This window comes from Thermoanaerobacterium sp. PSU-2 (genome assembly GCF_002102475.1).
In the GTDB taxonomy this organism is placed as follows: domain Bacteria; phylum Bacillota; class Thermoanaerobacteria; order Thermoanaerobacterales; family Thermoanaerobacteraceae; genus Thermoanaerobacterium.
In genome coordinates this window covers 123,055-146,871 of record NZ_MSQD01000002.1, presented here as the reverse complement: position 1 = coordinate 146,871, position 23,817 = coordinate 123,055, and the positions used below count along the sequence as shown (strand labels likewise).

The 23,817-nt window shown below is 33.7% G+C and carries 29 protein-coding genes; all 29 read left to right on the top strand.

Going from position 1 to position 23,817, the window contains the following annotated elements:
* Window positions 1-56 precede the first annotated feature (56 nt).
* Complete coding sequence (gene hslV / locus BVF91_RS02745; RefSeq protein WP_085111992.1) at window positions 57-587, top strand: ATP-dependent protease subunit HslV; 531 nt, start codon at window positions 57-59, stop codon at window positions 585-587.
* A 13-nt stretch (window positions 588-600) separates the two neighbouring features.
* Window positions 601-1,983 (top strand): ATP-dependent protease ATPase subunit HslU, encoded by a 1,383-nt coding sequence (gene hslU / locus BVF91_RS02740; RefSeq protein WP_085111991.1) that lies wholly within the window; start codon window positions 601-603, stop codon window positions 1,981-1,983.
* A gap of 13 nt (window positions 1,984-1,996) precedes the next feature.
* On the top strand, window positions 1,997-2,755 hold the full coding sequence (codY, locus tag BVF91_RS02735) for a GTP-sensing pleiotropic transcriptional regulator CodY (RefSeq protein WP_085111990.1): 759 nt from the start codon (window positions 1,997-1,999) through the stop codon (window positions 2,753-2,755).
* A 223-nt stretch (window positions 2,756-2,978) separates the two neighbouring features.
* Window positions 2,979-3,389, top strand: a complete 411-nt coding sequence (flgB, locus tag BVF91_RS02730; protein ID WP_085111989.1) for a flagellar basal body rod protein FlgB — start codon at window positions 2,979-2,981, stop codon at window positions 3,387-3,389.
* Between the two features lie 2 nt (window positions 3,390-3,391).
* A complete protein-coding gene (gene flgC / locus BVF91_RS02725) occupies window positions 3,392-3,841 on the top strand; it encodes a flagellar basal body rod protein FlgC (RefSeq protein WP_085111988.1) in 450 nt (149 codons plus the stop codon).
* A gap of 10 nt (window positions 3,842-3,851) precedes the next feature.
* Window positions 3,852-4,139 (top strand): flagellar hook-basal body complex protein FliE, encoded by a 288-nt coding sequence (gene fliE, locus BVF91_RS02720; RefSeq protein ID WP_085111987.1) that lies wholly within the window; start codon window positions 3,852-3,854, stop codon window positions 4,137-4,139.
* Between the two features lie 24 nt (window positions 4,140-4,163).
* The gene (gene fliF / locus BVF91_RS02715; RefSeq protein WP_085111986.1) at window positions 4,164-5,672 is read left to right on the top strand and encodes a flagellar basal-body MS-ring/collar protein FliF; all 1,509 of its coding nucleotides are present in this window, start codon (window positions 4,164-4,166) and stop codon (window positions 5,670-5,672) included.
* Window positions 5,673-5,683: 11 nt separating this feature from the next.
* Window positions 5,684-6,700 carry a flagellar motor switch protein FliG gene (fliG, locus tag BVF91_RS02710; protein WP_464849787.1) on the top strand — a complete coding sequence of 339 codons (1,017 nt, stop codon included), beginning with the start codon at window positions 5,684-5,686 and terminating at the stop codon, window positions 6,698-6,700.
* Window positions 6,693-7,460, top strand: coding sequence for a FliH/SctL family protein (locus BVF91_RS02705; protein WP_085111985.1), 768 nt, complete (start codon window positions 6,693-6,695; stop codon window positions 7,458-7,460). Before fliG ends, BVF91_RS02705 begins: the two co-directional genes overlap by 8 nt.
* Window positions 7,450-8,766, top strand: coding sequence for a flagellar protein export ATPase FliI (gene fliI / locus BVF91_RS02700; RefSeq protein ID WP_085111984.1), 1,317 nt, complete (start codon window positions 7,450-7,452; stop codon window positions 8,764-8,766). The genes BVF91_RS02705 and fliI overlap by 11 nt, the downstream gene beginning before the upstream one ends.
* A 4-nt stretch (window positions 8,767-8,770) precedes the next feature.
* On the top strand, window positions 8,771-9,223 hold the full coding sequence (gene fliJ / locus BVF91_RS02695; RefSeq protein ID WP_085111983.1) for a flagellar export protein FliJ: 453 nt from the start codon (window positions 8,771-8,773) through the stop codon (window positions 9,221-9,223).
* Between the two features lie 3 nt (window positions 9,224-9,226).
* Window positions 9,227-9,808, top strand: a complete 582-nt coding sequence (locus BVF91_RS02690) for a MotE family protein (protein WP_085111982.1) — start codon at window positions 9,227-9,229, stop codon at window positions 9,806-9,808.
* 18 nt (window positions 9,809-9,826) lie between these two features.
* Window positions 9,827-11,131, top strand: coding sequence for a flagellar hook-length control protein FliK (locus BVF91_RS02685; RefSeq protein ID WP_240495792.1), 1,305 nt, complete (start codon window positions 9,827-9,829; stop codon window positions 11,129-11,131).
* A gap of 13 nt (window positions 11,132-11,144) precedes the next feature.
* Entirely contained in the window at window positions 11,145-11,549 is a 405-nt protein-coding gene (gene flgD, locus BVF91_RS02680) for a flagellar hook assembly protein FlgD (protein ID WP_085111980.1), read from the top strand.
* A 27-nt stretch (window positions 11,550-11,576) separates the two neighbouring features.
* Window positions 11,577-12,851, top strand: a complete 1,275-nt coding sequence (locus BVF91_RS02675) for a flagellar hook protein FlgE (RefSeq protein ID WP_085111979.1) — start codon at window positions 11,577-11,579, stop codon at window positions 12,849-12,851.
* A 37-nt stretch (window positions 12,852-12,888) separates the two neighbouring features.
* A complete protein-coding gene (locus tag BVF91_RS02670) occupies window positions 12,889-13,074 on the top strand; it encodes a flagellar FlbD family protein (RefSeq protein ID WP_085111978.1) in 186 nt (61 codons plus the stop codon).
* 57 nt (window positions 13,075-13,131) lie between these two features.
* On the top strand, window positions 13,132-13,530 hold the full coding sequence (locus BVF91_RS02665; RefSeq protein WP_013788096.1) for a flagellar basal body-associated FliL family protein: 399 nt from the start codon (window positions 13,132-13,134) through the stop codon (window positions 13,528-13,530).
* Window positions 13,531-13,544: 14 nt separating this feature from the next.
* Window positions 13,545-14,534 (top strand): flagellar motor switch protein FliM, encoded by a 990-nt coding sequence (gene fliM / locus BVF91_RS02660; protein WP_085111977.1) that lies wholly within the window; start codon window positions 13,545-13,547, stop codon window positions 14,532-14,534.
* Window positions 14,527-15,645, top strand: coding sequence for a flagellar motor switch phosphatase FliY (gene fliY, locus BVF91_RS02655; RefSeq protein ID WP_085111976.1), 1,119 nt, complete (start codon window positions 14,527-14,529; stop codon window positions 15,643-15,645). The genes fliM and fliY overlap by 8 nt, the downstream gene beginning before the upstream one ends.
* Window positions 15,646-15,663: 18 nt before the next feature.
* Window positions 15,664-16,023 carry a response regulator gene (locus BVF91_RS02650; RefSeq protein WP_085111975.1) on the top strand — a complete coding sequence of 120 codons (360 nt, stop codon included), beginning with the start codon at window positions 15,664-15,666 and terminating at the stop codon, window positions 16,021-16,023.
* A 9-nt stretch (window positions 16,024-16,032) separates the two neighbouring features.
* The gene (locus BVF91_RS02645; protein ID WP_085111974.1) at window positions 16,033-16,416 is read left to right on the top strand and encodes a flagellar biosynthetic protein FliO; all 384 of its coding nucleotides are present in this window, start codon (window positions 16,033-16,035) and stop codon (window positions 16,414-16,416) included.
* Window positions 16,394-17,143 carry a flagellar type III secretion system pore protein FliP gene (gene fliP / locus BVF91_RS02640; protein ID WP_085111973.1) on the top strand — a complete coding sequence of 250 codons (750 nt, stop codon included), beginning with the start codon at window positions 16,394-16,396 and terminating at the stop codon, window positions 17,141-17,143. The genes BVF91_RS02645 and fliP overlap by 23 nt, the downstream gene beginning before the upstream one ends.
* A gap of 12 nt (window positions 17,144-17,155) precedes the next feature.
* A complete protein-coding gene (gene fliQ / locus BVF91_RS02635) occupies window positions 17,156-17,425 on the top strand; it encodes a flagellar biosynthesis protein FliQ (protein WP_013788090.1) in 270 nt (89 codons plus the stop codon).
* A gap of 5 nt (window positions 17,426-17,430) precedes the next feature.
* Window positions 17,431-18,213 (top strand): flagellar biosynthetic protein FliR, encoded by a 783-nt coding sequence (fliR, locus tag BVF91_RS13110; protein WP_013788089.1) that lies wholly within the window; start codon window positions 17,431-17,433, stop codon window positions 18,211-18,213.
* A 6-nt stretch (window positions 18,214-18,219) separates the two neighbouring features.
* Window positions 18,220-19,293: a flagellar biosynthesis protein FlhB gene (flhB, locus tag BVF91_RS13105; RefSeq protein ID WP_143588961.1), complete on the top strand. Its 1,074-nt coding sequence runs from the start codon at window positions 18,220-18,222 to the stop codon at window positions 19,291-19,293.
* 10 nt (window positions 19,294-19,303) lie between these two features.
* Window positions 19,304-21,325 carry a flagellar biosynthesis protein FlhA gene (gene flhA, locus BVF91_RS02625; protein ID WP_085111972.1) on the top strand — a complete coding sequence of 674 codons (2,022 nt, stop codon included), beginning with the start codon at window positions 19,304-19,306 and terminating at the stop codon, window positions 21,323-21,325.
* Window positions 21,315-22,328 carry a flagellar biosynthesis protein FlhF gene (locus BVF91_RS02620; RefSeq protein ID WP_085111971.1) on the top strand — a complete coding sequence of 338 codons (1,014 nt, stop codon included), beginning with the start codon at window positions 21,315-21,317 and terminating at the stop codon, window positions 22,326-22,328. The genes flhA and BVF91_RS02620 overlap by 11 nt, the downstream gene beginning before the upstream one ends.
* 1 nt (window position 22,329) lies before the next feature.
* Window positions 22,330-23,187, top strand: coding sequence for a MinD/ParA family ATP-binding protein (locus BVF91_RS02615; protein ID WP_085111970.1), 858 nt, complete (start codon window positions 22,330-22,332; stop codon window positions 23,185-23,187).
* Entirely contained in the window at window positions 23,180-23,809 is a 630-nt protein-coding gene (locus tag BVF91_RS02610) for a flagellar brake protein (RefSeq protein ID WP_085111969.1), read from the top strand. Before BVF91_RS02615 ends, BVF91_RS02610 begins: the two co-directional genes overlap by 8 nt.
* Window positions 23,810-23,817: the final 8 nt, after the last annotated feature.

Genomic DNA, 23,817 nt, shown 5'->3' with positions numbered 1-23,817 from the left:
ATTGAAATGTTATAAATTTTGTGTTAATATTATATTGTTTTTTGGGGGGTGAAAGTTTGTTTAAAGGTACTACTATAGTTGCCGTAAGACGCGGCAATAAAGTTTCAATGGCTGGTGATGGGCAAGTAACATTTGGTGAAAATACAATTTTAAAACACGGAGCTAAGAAGATCAGAAGGTTGTACAATGATGAGGTGTTGATTGGTTTCGCTGGATCAGTAGCTGATGCATTTACTTTATCTGAAATGTTTGAAGAAAAGTTAGAGCAATATGGTGGAAATTTAAAAAGAGCTGCTGTTGAGCTTGCACAGGAATGGAGAAAAGACAAAATTCTAAAAAAGTTAGAGGCACTTTTAATTGCAGCAGATAAAAATGTCACCTTAGTCATTTCTGGCAATGGCGAAGTGATTGAGCCAGATAACGATGTAATTGCGATTGGTTCCGGTGGAAATTTTGCAATGTCGGCAGCACTTGCCCTAAGGTACAATACAGATTTGCCGGTAGATGAAATCGCGAGAAAGTCCCTTGAGATTGCATCTCAAATTTGCGTATATACAAACGATCATATAACAGTAGAAAGCTTGTAAGGAGGGACTTAGCATGAAGAATTATACTCCAAAAGAAATTGTCGATGCACTTGATAAATATATAGTTGGTCAAGATTTAGCAAAAAGATCTGTGGCTGTAGCACTTAGGAATAGATATCGCAGAAATTTGCTACCAGATGAAATAAAGGATGAAATAACGCCTAAAAATATTTTGATGATTGGACCTACAGGCGTAGGAAAAACGGAAATAGCACGAAGAATTGCAAAACTTATCGAAGCTCCTTTTGTTAAAGTTGAGGCTACTAAGTTTACAGAAGTCGGTTATGTTGGACGAGATGTAGAGTCGATGATACGAGATCTGCTTGAGTCGGCCATTCGGATGGTTAAGCAGGAGAAGATGCAAAATGTCATGTTAAGGGCAAAAGAGCTTGCAGAAGAGAGAATATTAGATTACTTGATAAATGGCAGAAAAAGCAAAAGACAGAAAAATCCGTTTGAGTTTTTGTTTAATGCACAAGGCGATGAGGATACTCACGATGATGATGGGCAAGAAATAAGAATGCAAAAAGAGCAATTAAGAGAAAAAATTAGAAGCGGAGAATTAAACGATAGGATAATTGAGATTGAGATAACAGATTCTTCCTCACCTATCTTAGAAATGTATTCAAATATAGGTGCAGAAGAAATGAATATCAATTTGCAGGATATGTTTGCTGATATTTTACCTAAAAAAAAGAAGTATAAAAAAGTTCCTATAGGTGAAGCGAAGAAAATTTTAGAATCTGAAGAAGCCCAAAGTTTGATTGATATGGATGAAGTTATCGATGAGGCCATCAGGAGAACAGAACAAGATGGAATAATCTTTATAGATGAAATTGACAAAATTGCTGGAAGCGGATACACTAATGGTCCAGATGTATCTAGAGAAGGAGTTCAAAGGGATATATTGCCTATAGTGGAAGGCAGCACGGTTATGACAAAATACGGTCCTGTTAAAACGGATTACATTCTTTTTATAGCTGCAGGTGCATTTAATGTGTCTAAGGTAAGTGACTTAATTCCTGAGCTACAAGGAAGATTTCCTGTAAGAGTGGAGCTTAAACCTCTAACTAAAGAAGATTTCATAAGGATTTTGAAGGAGCCTAAAAATGCACTGACAAAACAGTATGCGGCATTACTGAGCACTGAAGGGGTAGAAGTTGAATACACAGATGATGGAATAGATAGGATTGCAGAAATTGCTTATATAATAAATCAACAATCTGAAGATATAGGTGCAAGACGGTTACACACGGTAATGGAGAAGCTTTTTGAAAAGCTATCGTTTGAAGCTCCTGACATAACTGGTGGCAAAGTGATTATCGATAAGAATTATATCAATGAACAGCTAAAAGATAATTTAAGCAAATTTGATGTTAACAAATACATACTTTAAGAGGAGGATAATAATGGGGATACTATTAGAGAAAATTAGAAAGGTAAATAAGGTACTTCAAAAGACAGGTGTTCAGCCAGTTGATTTTAATGAATTGTCTGAGATACTGAAGGATGTTATCAACTGCGATGTCTTTATAGTAAGCAGGAGAGGCAAGCTCTTAGGGAAAAATATGGAGAAATTTGTGGGAGATATAGATGAATCGATAGTCAAAGGGATGCAGCTTTCAGAAGATTTTAATGATGAGCTTTTAAAGATAGCAGAAACGTCTGTAAATTTGACTAAAGAAAGCAAAGCCATGCTTATAAAAAAAGGCGATGTTTTTGAAACTATAGTTCCTGTTTTTGGTGGAGGAAATAGACTGGGCACCTTAATGCTTTTAAGAGTAGGAGATAAATTTACTGATGATGATATTATTTTAGCTGAATACGGTGCAACAGTCATAGGATTAGAAATATTAAGATCTAAGAATTATGAAATGGAGGAAGATGAAAGGAAACGCACAGTAGTACAGATGGCTTTGGCAACATTATCTTATTCAGAATTAGAAGCTGTGATTCACATATTTGAAGAGTTGGATGGAAACGAAGGTTTGCTTGTAGCCAGCAAGATTGCCGATAAAGTCGGGATAACAAGGTCTGTGATTGTTAATGCTTTGAGAAAATTTGAAAGTGCTGGTGTTATTGAATCCAGATCGTTAGGAATGAAAGGAACCCACATAAAAATTTTGAATGATAAACTTATAGATGAGCTTAAAAAATTAAAAAGATAATGCGAAAAAAGTCCTAAGTAAATTTAGGACTTTTTTCTTATGGTCTTTAAAATCATCCAGTGATATAATATATTTTGACAAAATTTGATAAATACTGACATATATTTCTTTCATTATTTATAACATAGCTTTTATGTCAAAATAATCTACTTTTTTGAATATTTTTTGAAGGAAAATGCAATTTTATGTCGAATAATAGTATTATTGAAATGGAGGAATATAAATGCTGGGAATCAACTTTAATACAGTAGATCTTATGAGTAAAGCCTTAGATGCTTCAGAGCTTAGAAATGAAGTCATATCGAATAATATAGCCAATGTGGATACCCCAGGTTTTAAAAGATCTGATGTGAATTTTGAAAGCATTTTAAATGATGCTATAAATTCTAATAAATTAGCCGGTTTTGTTACGGATAAAAATCATATACCTATTAATTCGACATCCATAGACAATATTGAACCGCAAATTGTTCAGGATAATAGTACATCTATGAGGTTAGATGGCAATAATGTTGATATTGATGTAGAAATGTCGAATCTTGCAAAAAATCAGCTTTATTATGATGCGTTGGATCAAAGAGTCAGTGGTGAATTGAATTCTCTACTTACAGCGATAAAAGATGGAGGTAATTAACGGTGGGATTTTTAAATTCTATTGATATAAGCGCTACAGGCCTTACGGCTGAGAGGCTTAGAATGGATGTCATTTCTCAAAACATCGCAAATGTAGATACAACGAGGACGTCTAATGGCGGTCCTTATAGAAGGAAGCTTGTGGTTTTAAAAGAAATTGATAATCAAAATAGCTTTAGCGATATGTTAAATGCTGCAAGAGGTTCATCAACAGTTGGAAATGGTGTTGAAGTCGTATCTATTGAGGAGGACAACAAGACGCCTTTTAACCGCGTGTATGATCCGGGTAATCCTGATGCAGATAGCACTGGATACGTTAATTATCCTAATGTAAACATCGTTTCTGAAATGGTTGATATGATCTCTGCTACAAGGGCATATGAAGCCAATGTGACTGCAGTTAATTCAACCAAATCCATGATAGAAAAAGCATTAGAAATTGGAAAGGCTTAGGTGGTTGATTATGATAAATCCTATTTCCCAGATAAGTGCTGTTGGTAGTGTTGGTACTTCAAGCGCAACAAGTAACGCTTCTTCTTTTGGAGATATTTTAAAAACAGCTATTTCAGATGTGAATAATTTGCAACTTAAAGCGCAGCAGGATGATCAAATGTTAGTAACAGGTGACATCAATAATATACACAATGTGATGATTGATGCTACCAAAGCCGATATAGCATTGGAGCTTACTATTCAGATTAAAAATAAGATACTTGATGCCTACCAGGAGATAATGAGAATGCCAGTTTAAAATGCTTTGAGATGAGGTGAATTAATGCCCGTTTTTATAAATAACATACGTGAGCAGATAGACAATTTTTGGAATAAGTTTGATAAAAAGCAAAAAATTCAAATAGGTATTATTGCATTATTATTAATAGGAAGTATTGCACTGCTTCTGTACATTTTAAATAGGCCTAATTACGAAGTTTTGTATTCTGGTTTAAGTACAAAAGATGCAGGTACTGTAGTCGACAAATTGAAAAACGAATTGAAAATACCCTATAAAATTGAAGGAGATGGCAGCACAATATTAGTGCCTGCCCAGTACAAAGATGAGGCGAGAATGCAACTTGCAACAGAAGGGATACCACAAGATGGTTTTAGCTTTAGCGATGCAATGAATAATTCATTAGCTACTACGGATCAAGAGAGAAGAGAGAAGTACATATATTTTGTCCAAAATGAAATACAAAATACATTGAAGACAATAGATGGTGTACAGGACGCGAAAGTGAATATAGTCGTACCAGATCAGAGTAATTTTGTGCTGTCTAATAGCGACAATTCTTCGACAGCAGCAGTTATGCTGCAATTAAAACCCGGCGTCACATTGACAAATCAGCAGATAAACGGAATAACAAACTTTGTATCTAAAAGCGTTCAAGGATTAAGTCCTGACAAAGTTACGATTATTGATGGAAATGGGAAAGTGTTGGTAGCTCAAAATGACAGTTCACTTGATGGGGCAAGTTCGCAGTATGCCCTTCAAATGAAAGTACAAAATGATTTACAAAATAATATTCAGTCCCTTTTAGAACAAGTTTTTGGGCCAGGAAATGTCATAGTTAGAGCCAGTGTAAACTTGAATTTTGATAAACAGGTGCAAGACAAAGTAGAATGGCAGCCAGTGATTGACAACAATGGGATTATAAGAAGCACACAGACAATAAAAGAGATAGCCAATGGTTCCAGCAATGGAGCACCAGCCGGTACTGCGACAAACAATCCACCAGGCAGCACTACATATACCACTCAAAATAATGGAAATTCAAGTTATAGCAAGACAGATACGACCATAAATTATGAGATAAATCAGATAAAGACGACGTTAACTTCAGCACAAGGTAAAATACAAAACATATCTTTAAGCGTAGTAGTAAACAACAGTAATTTGACTCCAGCTATGAAACAGCAGCTTACAGATCTTGTTTCAAATGCCGCTGGAGGTAAGAACGTATCTGTCTCGGTTATGGGAATAAAATTTAACAACGATTTATTGAATCAAATGAAAAATAATGGGAAACAGTCATTCCCATATGTATGGCTTATCGTATTAGGTGCATTGGCTTTAGCTGGAGGTGTCTTCTATGCTATGAAAAAGAGAAGCAAACTTGCTGTGCCTTCTGCAAAATTAGAAGAAGCCATATCTATGGTTGAGCCTTTAGAGGATATAGAAGTACATGACGAAAGAGATGAAAAGAAAAAGCAAATTGAGAAGTTTATTAAGCAAAAACCAGACATAGTAGCTCAATTGATTAGAACATGGCTAAATGAAGAATAGAATGGATGGTGATGTCTACATTGGCGAAAAGTACATTATCAGGCAAACAAAAGAGTGCAATGCTTTTGATAGCTTTAGGACCTTCGACAGCAGCACAAATTTACAAGCATTTAAAGGAAGAAGAAATAGAGCAATTGACATTGGAGATAGCTAATATAAGAAATATATCTCCCGAGGAGAAAGACAAAATACTGGATGATTTTTATAATATGTGTATTGCACAAGAATACATAATTGAAGGTGGCATCGATTATGCAAAAGAGATTTTGGAGAAAGCTCTCGGCTCTCAGCAAGCTTTAGAGATAATAAACAAGCTTACGTCAACACTTAAAGTAAGACCTTTTGACTTTGTAAGGCGGGCAGATCCATCTCAAATATTGAGCTTTATTCAAAATGAACATCCTCAAACAATAGCGATGATATTGTCGTATTTAAAGCCACAACAAGCAGGTGTTATATTGTCATCGTTGCCTGAAGAGATACAGTCGGATGTTGCAATGAGAATTGCAAAAATGGAAGCTACATCGCCAGAAATTGTGAAAGAGGTTGAACGCATACTGGAAAAGAAACTATCTTCTTTGGTGACTCAAGATTACACGTCTACAGGAGGCATACAGACGATTGTAGATATTTTAAATGCAGTTGATAGATCTACAGAGAAGAATATCATTGATACACTGGAGACAAAAGATATAGAGCTTGTAGAAGAAATAAAGAAACGCATGTTTGTATTTGAAGATATTATAACATTGGATAACCGCTCTATACAAAGGGTTTTAAGAGAAGTAGACAATCACGATATTGCCCTTGCGCTTAAGGGTTCTAATGAGGAAGTGCAAAGAGTTATTTACAGCAACATGTCCAAGAGGTTGGCAGATATGATTAAAGAAGACATTCAATACATGGGTCCTGTAAGATTAAAAGATGTTGAAGAAGCACAACAAAAAGTTGTCAATATTATAAGAAGGTTAGAGGAAGCAGGCGAGATAGTCATATCCAGAGGTGGAGGTGATGAAATAATTGTATAGAATACTTAAAAATGAGGATTGTGTAAATTCATCTCCTGTGATTATTGATAAGCCTCATGTGGAAAAAGTGAAAGAGCTTACTGATGATAAACTTAATATAGATGAGTCTTTTAAATATCTGGAATTTAAAAAGCGACTTGAGAAGATAAGTATTATCCAAAATGAAATTATTAAAACTGCTAAAGATGAGGCAGAAAATCTTATAAAGAAAGCAAAAGAAATAGCTGAAGAGATAAAGGAAAATGCTAAGAGAGATGGGTACAAAGAAGGATATGAAAGAGGCTATGATGATGGCTTGAATAAAGGGCTTGAAGATGGTAAAAGCCAAACTTACGGATTATTAGCTGAGGCAAGAGAGATTAAAGAAATGATTGCAGACGAAAAGCGAAATCTTCATAAGGAGATTGAAAGCGATATTGTTTCAACTGTAATTTATTGCGTAAAGAAAATAATTGATCTTAATATCGAAGAAAATAAAGATTTAGTGATTAATCTTGTTAAGAAAGGTTTAGAAAACTATGAAGCATCTAATGTGGTAACTATTAGAGTTAGTGACGAAGATTATGAATTTCTATCCAAAAACAAGGATAAGTTATTGAAAAGTTTGAAATTTATTGATGACGTAAACATTGTAAGGGATATTTCCCTCGACAAGTACGATTGCATTGTACAGACGCCGTCAGGGATGATTGATTCTGGATTAAAAACCCAAATAGAAAGCATTAGAGAAGCATTAAAAGGTGTTTTAAATGAGCAATAGTAATTTTGTTGATAGGTGCAAAGCTATATTGCAAGACAAAAATTTTATCAAGTATTATGGCAAGGTAAGCCAAGTTGTTGGCTTAACAATTGAAAGCGTAGGCCCTATATCTAATATTGGAGATGTCTGTGAAATAAGATCAATAAATGGCGCTACTGTCTATGCAGAAGTAATGGGGTTTAAAGATGATAAAGTCTATTTGATGCCTTTAGGAGATATGGATGGCATAGGTCCAGGTAATAGCGTTGTATCTACAGGGCAAAAATTAAAAATTGGAGTAGGAGAAGAATTGTTGGGGAGAGTTATTGATGCCTTAGGCAATCCGATTGATGGAAAAGGTGCAATAAAATGCAAAAAGTTAGTCAGTGCCAACAATACACCTCCGAATCCGATTGAAAGAAAGAGAATAAGTGAAGTGATGACTTTAGGCATAAAAGCCATAGATGGTTTACTTACTTGTGGTAAAGGTCAGAGAATAGGAATCTTTGCAGGCAGTGGTGTTGGGAAAAGCACTTTACTTGGAATGATAGCCAGAAATGCGAAATCTGATATTAACGTTATCGCACTAATAGGTGAAAGAGGAAGGGAAGTTAATGAATTTATTGAGAAGGACTTAGGAGAGGACGGACTAAAAAGATCTATATTGGTAGTGTCTACGTCTGATACTCCTGCATTGATGAGAGTCAAAGGGGCTATGGTGGCTACGTCTATTGCAGAGTATTTCAGAGATCAGGGCTTAGATGTATTGCTTATGATGGATTCTGTAACAAGGTTTGCTATGGCTCAGAGAGAGATTGGATTATCAATAGGCGAAGCACCTGTTTCAAGAGGTTATACTCCGTCAGTTTTTTCGGTTCTTCCAAAGCTATTAGAAAGAGCTGGTTCTTCAAAACATGGTTCAATAACGGCTTTGTACACAGTTTTAGTAGATGGCGACGATTTAAATGAGCCAATAACAGATGCAGTAAGAGGTATATTGGATGGGCATATCGTTTTATCGCGAAAGCTGGCAAATAAAGGTCAATATCCAGCCATAGATGTTTTATCAAGCATCAGCAGGGTTATGAATGACATTGTCTCTGATGAACATAAAAATTTATCGTTGCGGTTTAAAAACATATTGTCTGTTTATGAAGAATCTGAAGATTTAATAAATATTGGCGCTTATGCAAGAGGCAGCAATCCTAAAATAGATGAGGCTATACTACTTCATGATGACATGATAAATTACATAAAGCAATCGACAGATGAAAAATATGACTTTGACGACGAAATAAACATGCTAAAAAATATATTGAACAGGTGATAATGTGAAAAAATTCAGGTACACTTTGGAGACAGTTTTAAATATAAAAGAGCAAAGGCAAAAGATGGAAAAGGAAAAAATGGCAATTTTGATTTCAAAATACGAAGTTCAAAAAAATAAATTAATTGAAATTATAAATATAATAGAAAAAACAACGAAAGAAAGTGAAGAGAATAAGGCGTTAGGCACTTCAGCGATGAATTTAAGACAATTTAATTTGTACATAGAAACTCTTTACGAAAAATACAATCAGCAAAAAGCCATTCTAAAAGAGATAGAAGAAGAAATCGAAAAAGAGAGGCATAATCTGATGGAAGTTAGCAAGGAAAAAGAAGCCTTGGAAAGCCTGAAAGAAAAGAAATATGAAGAGTACAAGTATCAAACGGTGATAGAACAAAATTTGATGATCGATGAACAGATATCGTACAAAACAGCCAGGTCTACTTTAGGAGGTTAATCGATGGAAAAAGAAGAATCCATAAACGGAAGAAGACCATTGCGACTATTTATAGTTGTATTTATTGTATTATTTGTAGTTTTATTAGTCGGTTTGTTGTTTTATTTTAATATTGGTGGAATCAGCAATCATACATTAAAAATTTTAAGCAATGTGCCTGTGTTAAAAGGTTTAATTCAAGTCAAACCTGCGACTAATTACGCAGATGAAATAAAAAAATTAAATGAAGAGCTTAGCATAAAGCAAAAAGAATTGCAAAGCGTTCAATCCGCTTTAAGTGATAAAGAAAAAACTATTGAAGATTTGCAGTCGCAACTTCAAAAACAGCAAGATGAGATAAATGGCTTAAAAGCGCAGTCAAACACAAAAAAAACGGATTTAAAGACATTAGCTACGTATTATGAAAGCATGGATCCTGATAATGCTGCTAACATATTGAATCAAATAACGGACAACAATGTTTTAATAGGCATTTTAAGCAATATGAATAAAGATAACGCATCTAAGATACTTGAACAGTTGGATCCTAAAAAGGCGGCTGATATAACGAAGATACTTTATGCAAATGCTTCCAGTTCCCCATAGAGAGGAGATGATAGAGTGATGCAGGTAATGAACATCTTAAATAGTTCTGTACAGCTAAAAAATAATGGTAAAATGCTAAACAAAAAAGTTTCAGATTTCAAAGACATTATCAAAAATATCAAAAATAGCGCAATCAAAAGCGACGGAAAAAATGTCGATGGAAGTGCACCTTTAGATGACAAACAAATATCAGATATGATAGCAATGATTTTAAATTTGATAAATAATAGTTTCAATTTAAATTTATCAGCAAATCAAGATAATTTGGAATCTCTGAAAGAAAGCATATTAAATCAGTTAAATAATATGATTACAAGTCAAAATGGGGCTAAAATAAACTTAAGCAAATTGGCAGAAATTATTACAAAAACTTTGAATGATAAATATAACTTAAACATTGACGCTAATGAAGTTTTAAAAGCGTTAAAAAATGTTGATTTATCTAAAATGAAATCTGATGTTATTATGTTGGATGTTAACAATACAGCTAAAGATGATGTAATAAATAAATCAAATCAGAGTTCAGGTGATGTTGATGTACAAAAACAGTTGACAACCATTAATGACAATGGAAATGCAAAATCCAGTACAAATGCATATGATTCTAAAATGGTTGTCGATACAAAAGTAGAAGTTAAAAATGGCAATTTATCACAAAATGAAAATCAAAGTCAAAATGATAATTTAAATGGAACTCAAAAGGATGCTAATTTAGAAATAAGTAACAAAGCATTGTCTAAAAAATTAGATAATACATCTCAGCAAATAAATGACAGTAAATTGATGGAAGCAAAGAGTGACAATTTGATTGCTTTTAATACTGTTCAAAGCAAACAAGTAACGGCCTTAGAAGGTAATATAGATTCTAAAAATAACGTACAGATAAATGATATAATCGATCAAATTGTTAAAAACGTCAATATAACTAAAACAGAAACAGAGTCAAATATAAAAATTCAGCTTAAGCCGGATTTTTTAGGAAATTTAGAAATCAACATAAAATCTGTAGATGGTAGTTTGACGGCTAACATTTTAACTGATAATGAAAAAGTGAAACACCAGATTGAGGCAAATTTAAACATATTAAATAATCAGCTTGAATCAAAGGGCATAAAAATAGATAGTTTCAATGTTTCGATAGACAGAAATATGCAATTTGCATCTCAGTACAGTGGACAAGAGGATAGCAGTCAAAAATATAAAAGTCCTAACAATAGCAAGATGCGCATTAATTATGAAGATTACGATGACGCAGATTTTCAAACGCAAACTTATTCAACATTAAATAGCATATCTAACGATCATGTAGATGTTGTTGTTTGAAGGAGGTGATATCATGGCAATAAATACAAATTATGATAATAGTTATATTAATACATATACTGATGGAACTAAAGTTACTAATCCAAATTCCGAATTAGGCAAAGATCAATTTTTGCAGTTGCTTGTTACTCAATTGGAGAACCAAGATCCTTTAAATCCGATGGATGACAAAGAGTTTATAGCTCAAATGGCACAATTTTCAGCATTAGAGCAAATGCAAAATCTAAATGAAAGTTTTAGTGCTGTTAAAGCTTATAGTTTATTAGGGAAGACGGTTACGGCAAGTGTGGATTCAAATGGTTCCAGTTCTACCGTCACAGGGAAAGTTGATTCAGTGAAATTTGATGGCAGCAACTTGTACTTAGAAATCAATGGAACTGATGTGTCATTGGATTCTGTAACTTCTGTATCCGACTAATTAAAATAATTTTAAGGAGGAAAGATCATGTTAAGGTCGATGTATTCAGCAGTCTCAGGACTTAAAGCGAACCAAGCCGAGATGGATGTAATAGGCAACAACATTGCTAATGTAAATACCGTAGGGTTTAAAGCCAGCAGAATGACATTTAAAGAGATATTTAACCAAACGATAAAAGGTGCTTCTGCGCCGCAAGACAATGGAGGAGGTACAAACCCTCAGCAAATCGGGCTAGGTGTCGCTATAGCATCTATTGATACGCTGTTTACAAATGGTGGTTCTCAGAGAACTGACAACCCGACAGATTTGTCTATAGATGGCAATGGCTTTTTTATAGTGAACAATGGTGGTGCAAATTTATATACGAGAGCTGGAAATTTCTCATTTGATTCAAATGGGGATCTTGTAACGCCTGATGGATATAAAGTAATGGGGTGGATATCCCAAGATGGGAAAACGGTAAACACAGATACTGGAAATTTGTCGCCCATAAGCATTAAAAATTGGTCAAGTACATCACCAGCTTCTACTAAAACGATCCAGTTAGGTGGCAATCTTGATGCAGGTACAAGTGTCGGAAGCTCAGTTAGCTATAATGTTACAATCTATGATTCACAAGGTGGAAGCCATGTTGCAACAATTCAGTTTACTAAGCAAGACAATGCTGGAAATTGGAATGCCACAATAACAAATTTTGATGGCACTAACTTGTCCACACCTGTCACAATAGGGACAATTACATTCGATTCAAGTGGTGTAATACAGCAGCCGGCTCCACCAGCTTCTCCTGTAGGGATATTTACAGTAGGCGTATCATCACTTCCAATAACAAATACAAATGCTACATTGGGAGATGGAACAAATATTACTGTAGATCTTTCTAAGCTTACTATGTATTCTAATCCGACAGATATAAGAGAATTAAGTAAAGATGGCAATTCTGCAGGTTCGATTGAAAGCATAAATATCGATCAATATGGTGTTGTAAGTGGTATATATTCAAATGGCAGAACCCAAGTGATCGGGCAAATAGCGTTGGCTGATTTCCAAAACACGCAGGGATTGGAGAAAGTAGGAAATACAATGTTTATAAATACAGTTAACTCCGGTGATCCAATGATAGGTGCTGCAAATACAGGGACAAGAGGTACCATAAATCCAGGAACACTTGAAATGTCAAACGTGGATCTTGCAAATGAATTTGCTAACATGATTACGACTCAAAGAGGTTTTGAAGCAAATGCAAAGGTAATAACTACATCTGATGAAATATTGCAAGATTTGGTAAACTTAAAAAGGTAGTTTGATTTATTTTTAATGTGTTAAGAGGGATTGATAAGTGATAAGCGTTACAAAACTAAATGGAGATGAATTCGTCGTCAATGCCGATATGATAGAATTTATTGAGGAGACGCCGGACACCGTTATAAGTTTGATTAGCGGGAAAAAAGTTGTCGTGAAAGAAAGAAAAGATGATATTATAAGAAAAGTCATAGAGTATAAACGCAAAATCATGTCTAGTTAAATTTTTGCATTTAGGAAAGGCATAAGATCATTTTTTAAATATAGCAGAGGTGTTGTCATGAAAAATAACATCATAATAATAATTTTATTAGTAGTTATCATAGCTTTTGGAAGTGCATTTTTCTTTTTTAATTACAACTCAAAACCAGCTAAAATTGTTTATTATAACTATTCTCCTGGCAGCGAGTTTATTACAAACTTAAAGGGAGACGATAAATTTATCAAGGCTGGTATTGAATTAGAGGTTACCGATAAAAATGTATTAAAAGAATTAAGCGATCAAAATCCGAAAATAAGGGATGCAATAATTCAAATTTTGAGAAATGAAACTGCTCAAGATTTAGAAGGTTCTGAAGGACAAGCTAAGCTGCAGAATCAAATAAAGAGTCAAATCAATAAAATATTAGGAGCCGACAAGATAACGAACGTTTATTTTGATGATTTCATAGTTCAATAAGGGAGGAGAGTTCTATGGCTGACATACTGTCACAAAGCGAAATCGATGAATTATTAAAAGCAATGAATTCAGGAGAATTTGATGTAAAAGAGATAGAAGAAAGTCAGCAAGAAGCAAAAGTTAAACCTTATGACTTTCGTAGACCTAATAAATTTTCAAAGGAACAATTAAGAACTCTCCAAATGATATTTGAAAATATGTCGAGAAGTTTTACGACGTTTTTATCTGGTTATTTAAGGACATTAGTTCAAGTATCAATAGTGTCTGTGGAACAGATAACATATTATGAGTTTAGCAATTCATTGACAAATCCAGTATTCATAGCCGTTATTGATGCAAAGCCGCTGGAAGGACCAATAATACTTGAGTACAACAATAATACAACATTTACAATAATAGATAAAATATTAGGTGGTATTGGTGCATCTGAAATTGTGCAAAGAGATTATACTGAAATTGAGATGGGACTTTTAACGAGAATAACAACGCAATTGTTGCCACTGATAAAAGATGCGTGGAGCAATGTTACAGAGCTCAACCCAGAGATAACGAGAATAGAAACCAATTCTCAATTTACGCAAGTAATTTCTCCTAATGAAACTGTAGCATTGTGTACAATGTCTTTAAAAATAAATGATAATGAAGGGCTGATAAATTTTTGCCTGCCACATATAACGATTGTTCCTATACTGCCGTTGCTTACTACAAAGACATGGTTCTCTAATGCAGAAAAGCAGACGTGTGATATAGGAATAATTAAAGATAAAATATCTAATACATATGTTCCTTTAAAAGTTGTCATAGGTACATCAAAGATAACGGTTAGAGATTTGTTAAGCTTTGATAAAGGCGATGTAATTGAGATAAATAAACGGTATAAAGATCCTATTGAAGTAAAGATAAACGATGAAACGAAGTTTTTAGGTGTTCCAGGGATTAGAAACAAGAAATACTGCGTTCAAATAACTGAGATTTGCAGCGAAGGAGATGATGCGGATGAGTGATATTTTATCACAAGATGAAATTAATGCATTATTAAGTGGTATGGCTGGTGTAGAAAATAGCAAAAGTGATGTAATTCTAACTGAAGAAGAACAAGATGTTTTAGGTGAGATAGGAAATATTAGCTTTGGAACGTCTGCAACAACTTTGTTTACGCTTCTCAGAAACAAAGTAACCATAACAACGCCTAAAGTCAGCATTGTTAACTGGGAGAGCTTAAAGAAAGAGTTCAATATACCATACGTTGCTGTTGAAGTGGAGTATACAGAAGGCATTAAAGGCAACAATCTTTTAATTTTAAAGGAGCAAGATGTACTTCGCATCACTGATTTAATGATGGGTGGTGATGGGAATGTCACTGAAGGCGAGATAACAGAACTTCATTTGAGTGCTATTGGAGAAGCAATGAATCAGATGATTGGTTCTGCATCGACTTCGCTGTCTACACTCATTGGCGAAAGCATAAATATTTCGCCGCCAAAAGCTTTTATCGTGGATTTTAACAAAGGATTGCCAGGAGACATCTCATTTCCTGAAGAAGATATAGTCAAGGTTGCGTTTAAGATGGTGGTTGGAGATATAATTGACAGTGAAATCATGCAATTGATTCCTATTTCATTTGCTAAAAAGCTTGTCGAGCAGGTGATGTCAAAAAATGTAGAAAATTCTCCAAAAGGTTCTTTTCAAGATGTTAATGATGATGATATAATAAATACTGGTACTGAAGGAATAAAGAATGATTTCAATGAAGAAATTAGACATGAAGAGCAAATAAGCCAGCCAAAAAGTAGAAAGGTCGATGTGAAGCCAGTCGTCTTTAAAGAGCTTGACGCTGATGAACAGATGGTTTCAGAAAAAGAAAATATAAACCTTATTATGGATATTCCACTAACTGTTACTGTTGAGCTGGGACGTACGAGAAAATTAATAAAAGATATACTAGAACTTAATGAAGGCTCTATAATTGAGCTTGACAAATTAGCTGGCGAACCTGTAGATATATTAGTTAATGGGAAATTTATTGCGAAAGGCGAAGTAGTAGTAATAGATGAGAACTTCGGCGTCAGAATACTTGATATAGTAAAACAAAGCAAAAGAATAAATTCATTATAATACGAGGAGGATTTGGTCATGAGCAAAATAATGATTGTAGATGATGCAGCTTTTATGAGGATGATGATAAAAGATATAATAACTAAAAACAATCTTGGCACTGTAATTGAAGCAGAAGATGGATCTGTAGCCGTAGAAAAGTACAGTCAAGAGAAACCTGATTTAGTGCTTATGGATATTACAATGCCAGAAATGGATGGCATCCAAGCTGTAAGGCAAATAGTTAAAAAGGATCCGAATGCAAAAGTAGTCATGTGTTCAGCTATGGGACAGCAAGCAATGGTTATAGAGGCAATACAGGCAGGTGCAAAAGACTTTATAGTAAAGCCGTTTCAACCAGATAGAGTCATAGAAGCCGTCAAGAAAATGTTGAAATGAGGAATTTGGATGTCCAGCGATAATCTGTTTATTGAAGCTGTAGCATTTCTCTTGATATTTATTTTAGTCGTGTTTTTAGCTTATTATGTAACTTTGTTTTTAAATAAAAAAGCGTTTAATATATACAAAGGAGAAAATTTTGATATTGTCGATCATCTGGCTTTAGGCAAGGATAAAAACTTATATATAATTAAAGTATGCAATGAATACATGCTATTTAGTGCTACAAGTAATTCTATTGTTTACATAAAAACTTTGAATGAAAAAGACTTAAAAATAAAAGATAAAAGTTTTAACTTTGGGCAAAGCTTAAATATTTCATTAAACAATTTAAGGAGATTGTCAATTAAAAATCTAGGTGGTAATGAACATGATAAAGATAAAAAAATTTAGTTGGTTGGTGCTTGTATTGCCAATTTTATTGACACAAAATGCATATGCAGCTCCAAATAACGCTTCATCTTTAATAACGATCAATGCTCCATCGACTTCTAATGAAGTCGCATCAAGCATTCAAATAGTTCTTCTTTTGACTGTATTGACATTAGCGCCATCAATACTTATAATGATGACTTCTTTTACAAGGATAATTGTGGTTTTATCATTTTTAAGAAACGCCTTAGGTCTGCAGCAAATGCCTCCAAATCAAGTTTTGATTGGTCTGGCTTTGTTTTTGACGTTTTTTATAATGGCACCAGTTGGTGCACAAATAAATAAAGATTCTATTCAGCCATATATGCAAGGAAAAATAACACCACAAGAAGCTTATGTTAAAGCAAGAGATCCGTTGAAAAGCTTTATGCTTAAGCAGACCAGGAAAAATGACTTAAATTTGTTTATCAGTTTGTCAAAGTTGAAAGTAAAAAGTGTAAATGATGTTCCTTTGCGAGTAGTCATACCATCATTCATAATAAGTGAGTTGAAAACAGCATTTGAAATTGGATTTATCATATACATACCATTCTTAATCATAGACATGGTTGTTGCCAGTGTATTGATGTCGATGGGGATGTTCATGTTGCCACCTGTACTTATATCCTTGCCATTTAAACTTTTGCTTTTCATACTGGTGGATGGATGGAATATTTTGGCCAAGTCTTTAGTAATTGGTTTTAGATAAGGGGGTTAATAGATGGATCCGGGATTAGTACTTGATATAGGCAGAGAGGCATTAATGGTGACCATGATGGTTTCTGCGCCACTTCTAATTATATCATTGCTTGTAGGATTAATAATAAGTATTTTTCAGGCCACAACTCAAATTCAAGAACAGACGTTGACATTTGTGCCGAAAATTTTAGCAATATTTGCATCTATTATATTGTTTGGTCCATGGATGCTTACGGTACTTATTAATTACACTCAAAAATTAATATTAAATATTAATAGTTTCATCAGGTAGATAATATGGAGTTAAGTTATTATATTTTAAACAATGTACAGTACTTTTTAATAGTATTTGTTAGAATGCTGGGAATCTTTATATTGACACCGCTTTTTGGGACAAAAACATTGCCTTCCACGTTTAAGATAGGGCTTGCTTTTTTTACATCAATAATGATTTTTGAATTAGTAAATGTGAAAATTGATGCAAATAATTTATATCAATACGTTGAAATTGTTTTTAATGAGTTTCTGATTGGCTTATTGATTGGTTTGTCTTCTATGATTTCATTTAGCGCTATATATTTAGCTGGACAAATAATAGATTACCAATTAGGCTTTAGCATTGTCAATGTTTTGGCGGCTGGTGAAGAAACGCAGGTGCCCTTAATTGGAAATTTTGTATATATACTTACATTACTATTGTTTTTACTTATAGACGGCCATCATAAGCTTTTTCAGTTGCTTTTTCAAAGCTATAGTATGATACCTGTAGGTACGCCGTTTTTACATTTAGAAAGCATTAATACAGTCATTACAAAAATTGTATCGGATATGTTTGTCTTAGGATTTAGAATAAGCGCACCCATTGTCGTGTCAACTTTGCTTACAGATATAACTTTAAGCATAATATCAAGGACAATACCGCAATTAAATGTATTTATGATAGGTATGCCTATAAAAATATTCGTTGGTATTTTTACGTTGTTTATTATGTTGCCAATGTATTTAGCTGTTATTGATGTCTTGTTTAATGGCATGTACTCAGATATATTTGCACTTTTTAAATCAATTGTCAAAGGATGACATGAATTGAAGCTACAAATTTTTGCAGGTGAAAAAACAGAACCGGCAACACCCAAAAGAAGGCAAGACGCAAGGAAAAAAGGACAAGTATTTCAAAGTAGAGAAGTTACTTCGGCACTTGTAACAATAGCAGGTTTTCTTGTTATATATTTTACAGTGCAAAATAGCATTGCTGAAATCATGAATTTAATCAAATTTCTTTTTTTAAATTATGGTGGTGCCAGTGATAATGTATTTACGATTAATGGAATATACAAGCTGTTTGAGATGGTGTTTTCTGTTTTTATAAAGCTAATTTTGCCAACCATTGCAACGGTATTTATAATAGCCCTTATATCAACTTATGCGCAAGTTGGATTTGTGTTTACTTTAGAGACTTTGAATTTTAAATTAGAAAGATTAAATCCTCTTGATGGTTTAAAAAGGATGTTTTCTAAAAGGAGTTTATTAGAACTTGTAAAATCAATCATTAAAATTAGCATATTGGCATACGTAATGTATTCATTTTTGATAGGTCAGTATAAGGGCATACCACAGCTTTTAGATATGTCTGTGCAAGATCTTATTAAATACAATATGAACATATTTGCCGGCATATTGTTGAGGATCTCCTTAGTATTGGTAGTTTTAGGGGCAATAGATTACGTATATCAGTGGAGAGAATATGAATCAAACCTTAGAATGAGTAAAGAAGACATCAAAGAGGAATTTAAGGAAACTGAAGGGAACCCTCAGATAAAATCAGAAATTAGAAAGAAACAAAGACAAATTTCCATGAGGAGGATGATGCAAAACATAAAAAAAGCCGATGTCGTCATAACAAACCCTACTCACATTGCAGTAGCTTTAATGTATGATAGCGAAATTAATGATGCACCTGTTGTCGTAGCAAAAGGACAAGATTATATAGCTCAGAAAATAAAAGAAGAAGCAATTAAGTATTCGATTGCGATTGTTGAGAATAAACCATTGGCTCAATCTTTGTATAAAACAACGGAAATCGGTGATAGCATACCACCTGAATTGTATAAAGCAGTTGCAGAAGTTTTGGCTTATGTATATAGTTTGAGGGGAGAATAGGAGGGATATATTGAAATTTTCAGATTTAATTGCAGCAATATTTGTCGTAGGAATTGTTTTAATAATAATCATTCCTGTTCCATCTATATTATTGGATTTTTTGCTTATTTTAAATATATCACTGTCAATTATAATACTGCTTACGACAATGTATGTTAAGGATGCTATGGATTTTTCTGTTTTTCCATCAATATTGCTTATAACGACTTTGATGAGATTATCCCTTAATATTTCTTCTACCCGATTGATTTTGACGTCTGGATTTGCAGGCAATGTGATTCATGCATTTGGAAGCTTTGTCATAGGCAACAATCCCATAGTAGGATTTATAGTGTTTATTATAATTGCAATTGTACAATTCATTGTCATAACAAAGGGCGCTGAAAGAGTGTCCGAAGTTTCCGCAAGATTCACTCTTGACGCAATGCCAGGCAAACAAATGTCAATTGATGCAGATTTGAATGCTGGAATAATAAACGACAAAGAAGCAAAAGAAAGAAGGAAGAAAATTCAGGAAGAAGCAAAGTTTTTTGGCTCAATGGATGGTGCAAGTAAATTTGTAAAGGGAGATGCTATCGTTGGAATCATAATCATGATAATAAATATAATTGCTGGATTAATCATTGGGATGACTATTAAAGGCATGGATATAAATCAAGCCATAAATACTTATACGATTTTGACTGTTGGTGATGGATTGGTAAGTCAGATTCCAGCTCTTTTAATATCAACAGCTACTGGCATCATAGTCACAAGGACTGCATCAGAGTCCAATATGGGAAACGATGTTATAATGCAGCTTATAAAAGAGCCGAGGGTTTTACAAATGACTGGTATCTTACTCATGCTGATGGCATTCGTTCCTATGCTCCCTGCCATTCCATTGCTTATAATAGGTTCGCTATTTACATATTTGGGATTTTCAAATAGAAAGAAAAATTTAGCAAATGATGAAGTTAAAAAAGACGACTTGAAAGAATTGGAAGAAATTAGAGATCCTAAAAGAGCTTATGACTTATTGCAAGTGGACCCAATTGAACTGGAATTTGGATATGAGTTGATTCCAATTGCCAGCAGTGAATTATTAGACAGAATTGTGATGATTAGAAGGCAAATTGCTTTGGATTTAGGCTTAGTGGTGCCTATGGTAAGGTTGAGAGATAATATTCAGCTTAAACCAAACGAGTACATAATCAAAATAAGAGGCAACGAAGTAGGGAAAGGCGATGTGTATGTAAATAAATATTTGTGTATGCAAGTCGGCGAAATAAACAGCGATATAAAGGGTATAAGCACGAGAGAACCGGCTTTTGGATTGCCTGCATTATGGATTGACGATAGTGAAAAACAAAAAGCTGAAATGTTGGGATGTACAGTAGTCGATGTTCCATCTGTCATTTCTACACATCTTACAAATATCATAAAGAGGCATTCAGATGAACTTTTAGGAAGGCAGGAGGTTAAAGAGCTTTTAGATAATATAAAGCTGTCAAATCCAGCTTTGGTTGAAGAAATTGTGCCGAAATTATTAAGCATAGGTGATATTGAGAAGGTTTTGTGTAACTTGCTAAGAGAGGAAATTTCGATTAGAGATATGGTAACTATTTTGGAAACTTTAGCTGATTATGCGCCAACTACAAAAGACACCGATGTTTTAACAGAGTATGTAAGACAATCATTAAAAAGAGCTATAACAAACAAGTATGCAAAAGACGGTAAACTCCAGGTGATAACATTAGATCCGGAAGTTGAAAGGTCAATACAAAACGCTATAAATCAGACCGAGCATGGATCGTATTTAGCGCTTCCGCCTGATTCAATGCAAAAAATATTGAAGGCTGTACACAACATCATAAAAAAGATTACGATTAAGGGCGAACAGCCAATTATACTTACAGCACCAATTATACGATTTTATTTGCGTAAATTAATCGAGCAAATTTCGAAAGATATAGTCGTTTTATCGTACAATGAACTTTTGCCTAATGTAGAGGTATTTTCTGTAGGGACGGTGAAACTAAGTGAAAGTTAAGCGATATATTGCAGATAATTATCAAGATGCTTTAAAACTGATTAAAGCTGAAATGGGCAGCGATGCGGTAATATTGCAACAGAGCAGTTACAGAGAAAGAGGATTGAGAGGTTTATTTAAAAAGAAGAAAGTTGAAGTTGTAGCTGCAGTAGAAGAAAATAAAATCGATGAAAGAGATCTGTTTATTAAAGATTTGTATGAAATCAAGTCGCTTTTAAGAGAATTTAAACATAATGAAATAAAGGATGAAAGTAGAAAAGATCTAGTCTATGAACTTGTTTCAAGAGGCGTTGATGATAAATTGTCGAAAATTCTGACTGATGGCATAAATGAGATTTCGGATGATAATTTAGAGACATTGCAAAAAAGAATTGTAAATTTTATTGGGCCTCCAAAGAAAATAACCGGCTTGAACGAGAAAAAACGTGCTGTTTTTATTGGACCTACAGGTGTCGGTAAAACGACGACGATTGCAAAAATTGCTTCTAATTTAATTTTAAGGGAAAAGAAAAAAGTACTGCTAATAACTGCGGATATATTTAGAATTGCTGGTGCAGAACAATTAAAGATTTACGGTGAGATTTTAGGTGTGCCTGTAATGGTAGTTAACAATATTTTTGATTTAAATCGATTGGAAGGTGAAATAAGCAAATACGATGTGGTTTTGATTGATACTGCTGGAAGAAGCCATACTGATTCTAAGAAAATGCAGGAATTAAAAACCTTTTTGCAATATGGTACCTATGACGAAGTTTATCTTTGCCTAAGCGCAGCTACAAAAAACAGTGATATTAAAAAAATTATAAAATCGTACGACTTTATAAATGAGTACAATCTTCTTTTTACTAAGTTAGATGAAACAGATAATTATAGTGTTATTTTAAATTCAATATACTACTCAAAAAAATCTGTATCATACGTGACAAATGGTCAGATGGTACCTGATGATATTAGTTTAGCTGATAGCAAAATGATTGCACAAAATATTTTAAAGGGGAATTAACATGGATCAGGCGGAGAGGCTTAGGTATCTATTTCAACAAAACAATGGAAAAAGATGTAGAGTCATAACCGTTACAGGTGGAAAAGGGGGAACTGGTAAAACATGCATTTCAGTTAATCTATCTATAGCGCTAAAAAAGATTGGGTATAAAGTTTTAATAGTTGATGCTGATATAGGGTTTTCCAATGCAGAGATAGAGTTAGGAGTCGTATCTAATTACACATTGTACGATGTGCTGTATGGAAATAAAAAGATTATTGACGTTATAAACGATGGACCTGTCGGGGTAAAATTCATTTCAACAGGAGGAAATTTTGATCTTGTAAATGACGATATAGATTTAAATGTATTTTTTAACAATATTAAAATATTAGATAATTATTTTGATTATATTATTGTTGATACTGGAGCTGGAGTTAACAAGACTGTAAAGAGTTTTATAGATATGTCAGATGATGTGATAATCGTAACCACACCAGAGCCAACTGCCATAATGGATGCTTACATACTTATTAAGACAATTAACGACTTAAGCGATAAAAATTTGTATTTAATAGTTAATAAAGTCGCTAACCAGAACGAATATGTTTCTGTTTATGAAAGGCTTAACAATGCACTTATTAACTTTTTGGGTGCTTCAATAATTGATCTTGGCTTTATACATGAAGATGCTAAAATAAGCGAATGTATAAAAATGCAAATTCCTGTTGTACTAAAATATCAGCATAGTAAGCCTTCAAAAGATATCGCGAGAATTGCCGAAGTCCTTACAAATTATAAGACGGATAAAAAGAAAGAAGGTCTTCTTGGAATATTTAAAAAAATGTTTTTGAATGGTGGAGGCATTAATAATGGTTAACATAAAGCCTGGGCAAAAGATCGAAATAAGTATTGGCAAAAGTAACAACAAATATGTGTCAAAAGTTGACGATGTATCTGCGGATGGTACACTGCTTGTGGAAACACCGATACATAATGGACACTTTGTTCCAATAAGAATTGGCGCAAAAGTTAATGTGATTTTTTTTAACAAGGATGGATTATTTACTTTTGATGGGATAGTAATAAATAGATTTTTCGGCAATTTGTCGTTTATACAATTAAAAAGGGTAACTGATATAGAGAAACTGCAAAGAAGACAATTTTTTAGATTAGAAAAAATAATGGAATTTAAGTATAAGCTGCATGAAGATGATGAGTCTTTCGAAAAAGGTGTAATAAAAGATATAAGTGGCGGTGGATTTAGGGCAAAGGTTAAGAAAAAAGTAGACGTAGGGGCAGATATAATTTGTTATGTTAAGTTAAGCGATGAAACTGATGAATTGGTCCAAAAATGTAAAGTGGTAAGGTGTAACTATTTTGATGATGGATATGAAATAGCCGCTCAATATGTCGATATACAAGATAGAATAAGAGAGAAGATAATATCATTTATTTTTAAAGAGCAAAGACGATTAAAAAGACAGCAGATAAACTTTTGATTGTAAAA

What these genes read in the sequence shown, in the direction of transcription:
- BVF91_RS02650 (WP_085111975.1), top strand. Translation starts at nt 15,664, where the DNA reads ATGAGCAAAATAATGATTGTAGATGATGCAGCTTTTATGAGGATGATG.
- BVF91_RS02690 (WP_085111982.1), top strand. Translation starts at nt 9,227, where the DNA reads ATGGAAAAAGAAGAATCCATAAACGGAAGAAGACCATTGCGACTATTT.
- fliR (WP_013788089.1), top strand. Translation starts at nt 17,431, where the DNA reads ATGGAGTTAAGTTATTATATTTTAAACAATGTACAGTACTTTTTAATA.
- BVF91_RS02615 (WP_085111970.1), top strand. Translation starts at nt 22,330, where the DNA reads ATGGATCAGGCGGAGAGGCTTAGGTATCTATTTCAACAAAACAATGGA.
- BVF91_RS02665 (WP_013788096.1), top strand. Translation starts at nt 13,132, where the DNA reads ATGAAAAATAACATCATAATAATAATTTTATTAGTAGTTATCATAGCT.
- flgD (WP_085111980.1), top strand. Translation starts at nt 11,145, where the DNA reads ATGGCAATAAATACAAATTATGATAATAGTTATATTAATACATATACT.
- fliF (WP_085111986.1), top strand. Translation starts at nt 4,164, where the DNA reads ATGCCCGTTTTTATAAATAACATACGTGAGCAGATAGACAATTTTTGG.
- fliY (WP_085111976.1), top strand. Translation starts at nt 14,527, where the DNA reads ATGAGTGATATTTTATCACAAGATGAAATTAATGCATTATTAAGTGGT.
- flgB (WP_085111989.1), top strand. Translation starts at nt 2,979, where the DNA reads ATGCTGGGAATCAACTTTAATACAGTAGATCTTATGAGTAAAGCCTTA.
- BVF91_RS02685 (WP_240495792.1), top strand. Translation starts at nt 9,827, where the DNA reads ATGCAGGTAATGAACATCTTAAATAGTTCTGTACAGCTAAAAAATAAT.
- codY (WP_085111990.1), top strand. Translation starts at nt 1,997, where the DNA reads ATGGGGATACTATTAGAGAAAATTAGAAAGGTAAATAAGGTACTTCAA.
- fliP (WP_085111973.1), top strand. Translation starts at nt 16,394, where the DNA reads ATGATAAAGATAAAAAAATTTAGTTGGTTGGTGCTTGTATTGCCAATT.
- fliG (WP_464849787.1), top strand. Translation starts at nt 5,684, where the DNA reads ATGTCTACATTGGCGAAAAGTACATTATCAGGCAAACAAAAGAGTGCA.
- fliM (WP_085111977.1), top strand. Translation starts at nt 13,545, where the DNA reads ATGGCTGACATACTGTCACAAAGCGAAATCGATGAATTATTAAAAGCA.
- BVF91_RS02610 (WP_085111969.1), top strand. Translation starts at nt 23,180, where the DNA reads ATGGTTAACATAAAGCCTGGGCAAAAGATCGAAATAAGTATTGGCAAA.
- fliQ (WP_013788090.1), top strand. Translation starts at nt 17,156, where the DNA reads ATGGATCCGGGATTAGTACTTGATATAGGCAGAGAGGCATTAATGGTG.
- BVF91_RS02645 (WP_085111974.1), top strand. Translation starts at nt 16,033, where the DNA reads ATGTCCAGCGATAATCTGTTTATTGAAGCTGTAGCATTTCTCTTGATA.
- BVF91_RS02675 (WP_085111979.1), top strand. Translation starts at nt 11,577, where the DNA reads ATGTTAAGGTCGATGTATTCAGCAGTCTCAGGACTTAAAGCGAACCAA.
- fliE (WP_085111987.1), top strand. Translation starts at nt 3,852, where the DNA reads ATGATAAATCCTATTTCCCAGATAAGTGCTGTTGGTAGTGTTGGTACT.
- hslU (WP_085111991.1), top strand. Translation starts at nt 601, where the DNA reads ATGAAGAATTATACTCCAAAAGAAATTGTCGATGCACTTGATAAATAT.
- fliI (WP_085111984.1), top strand. Translation starts at nt 7,450, where the DNA reads ATGAGCAATAGTAATTTTGTTGATAGGTGCAAAGCTATATTGCAAGAC.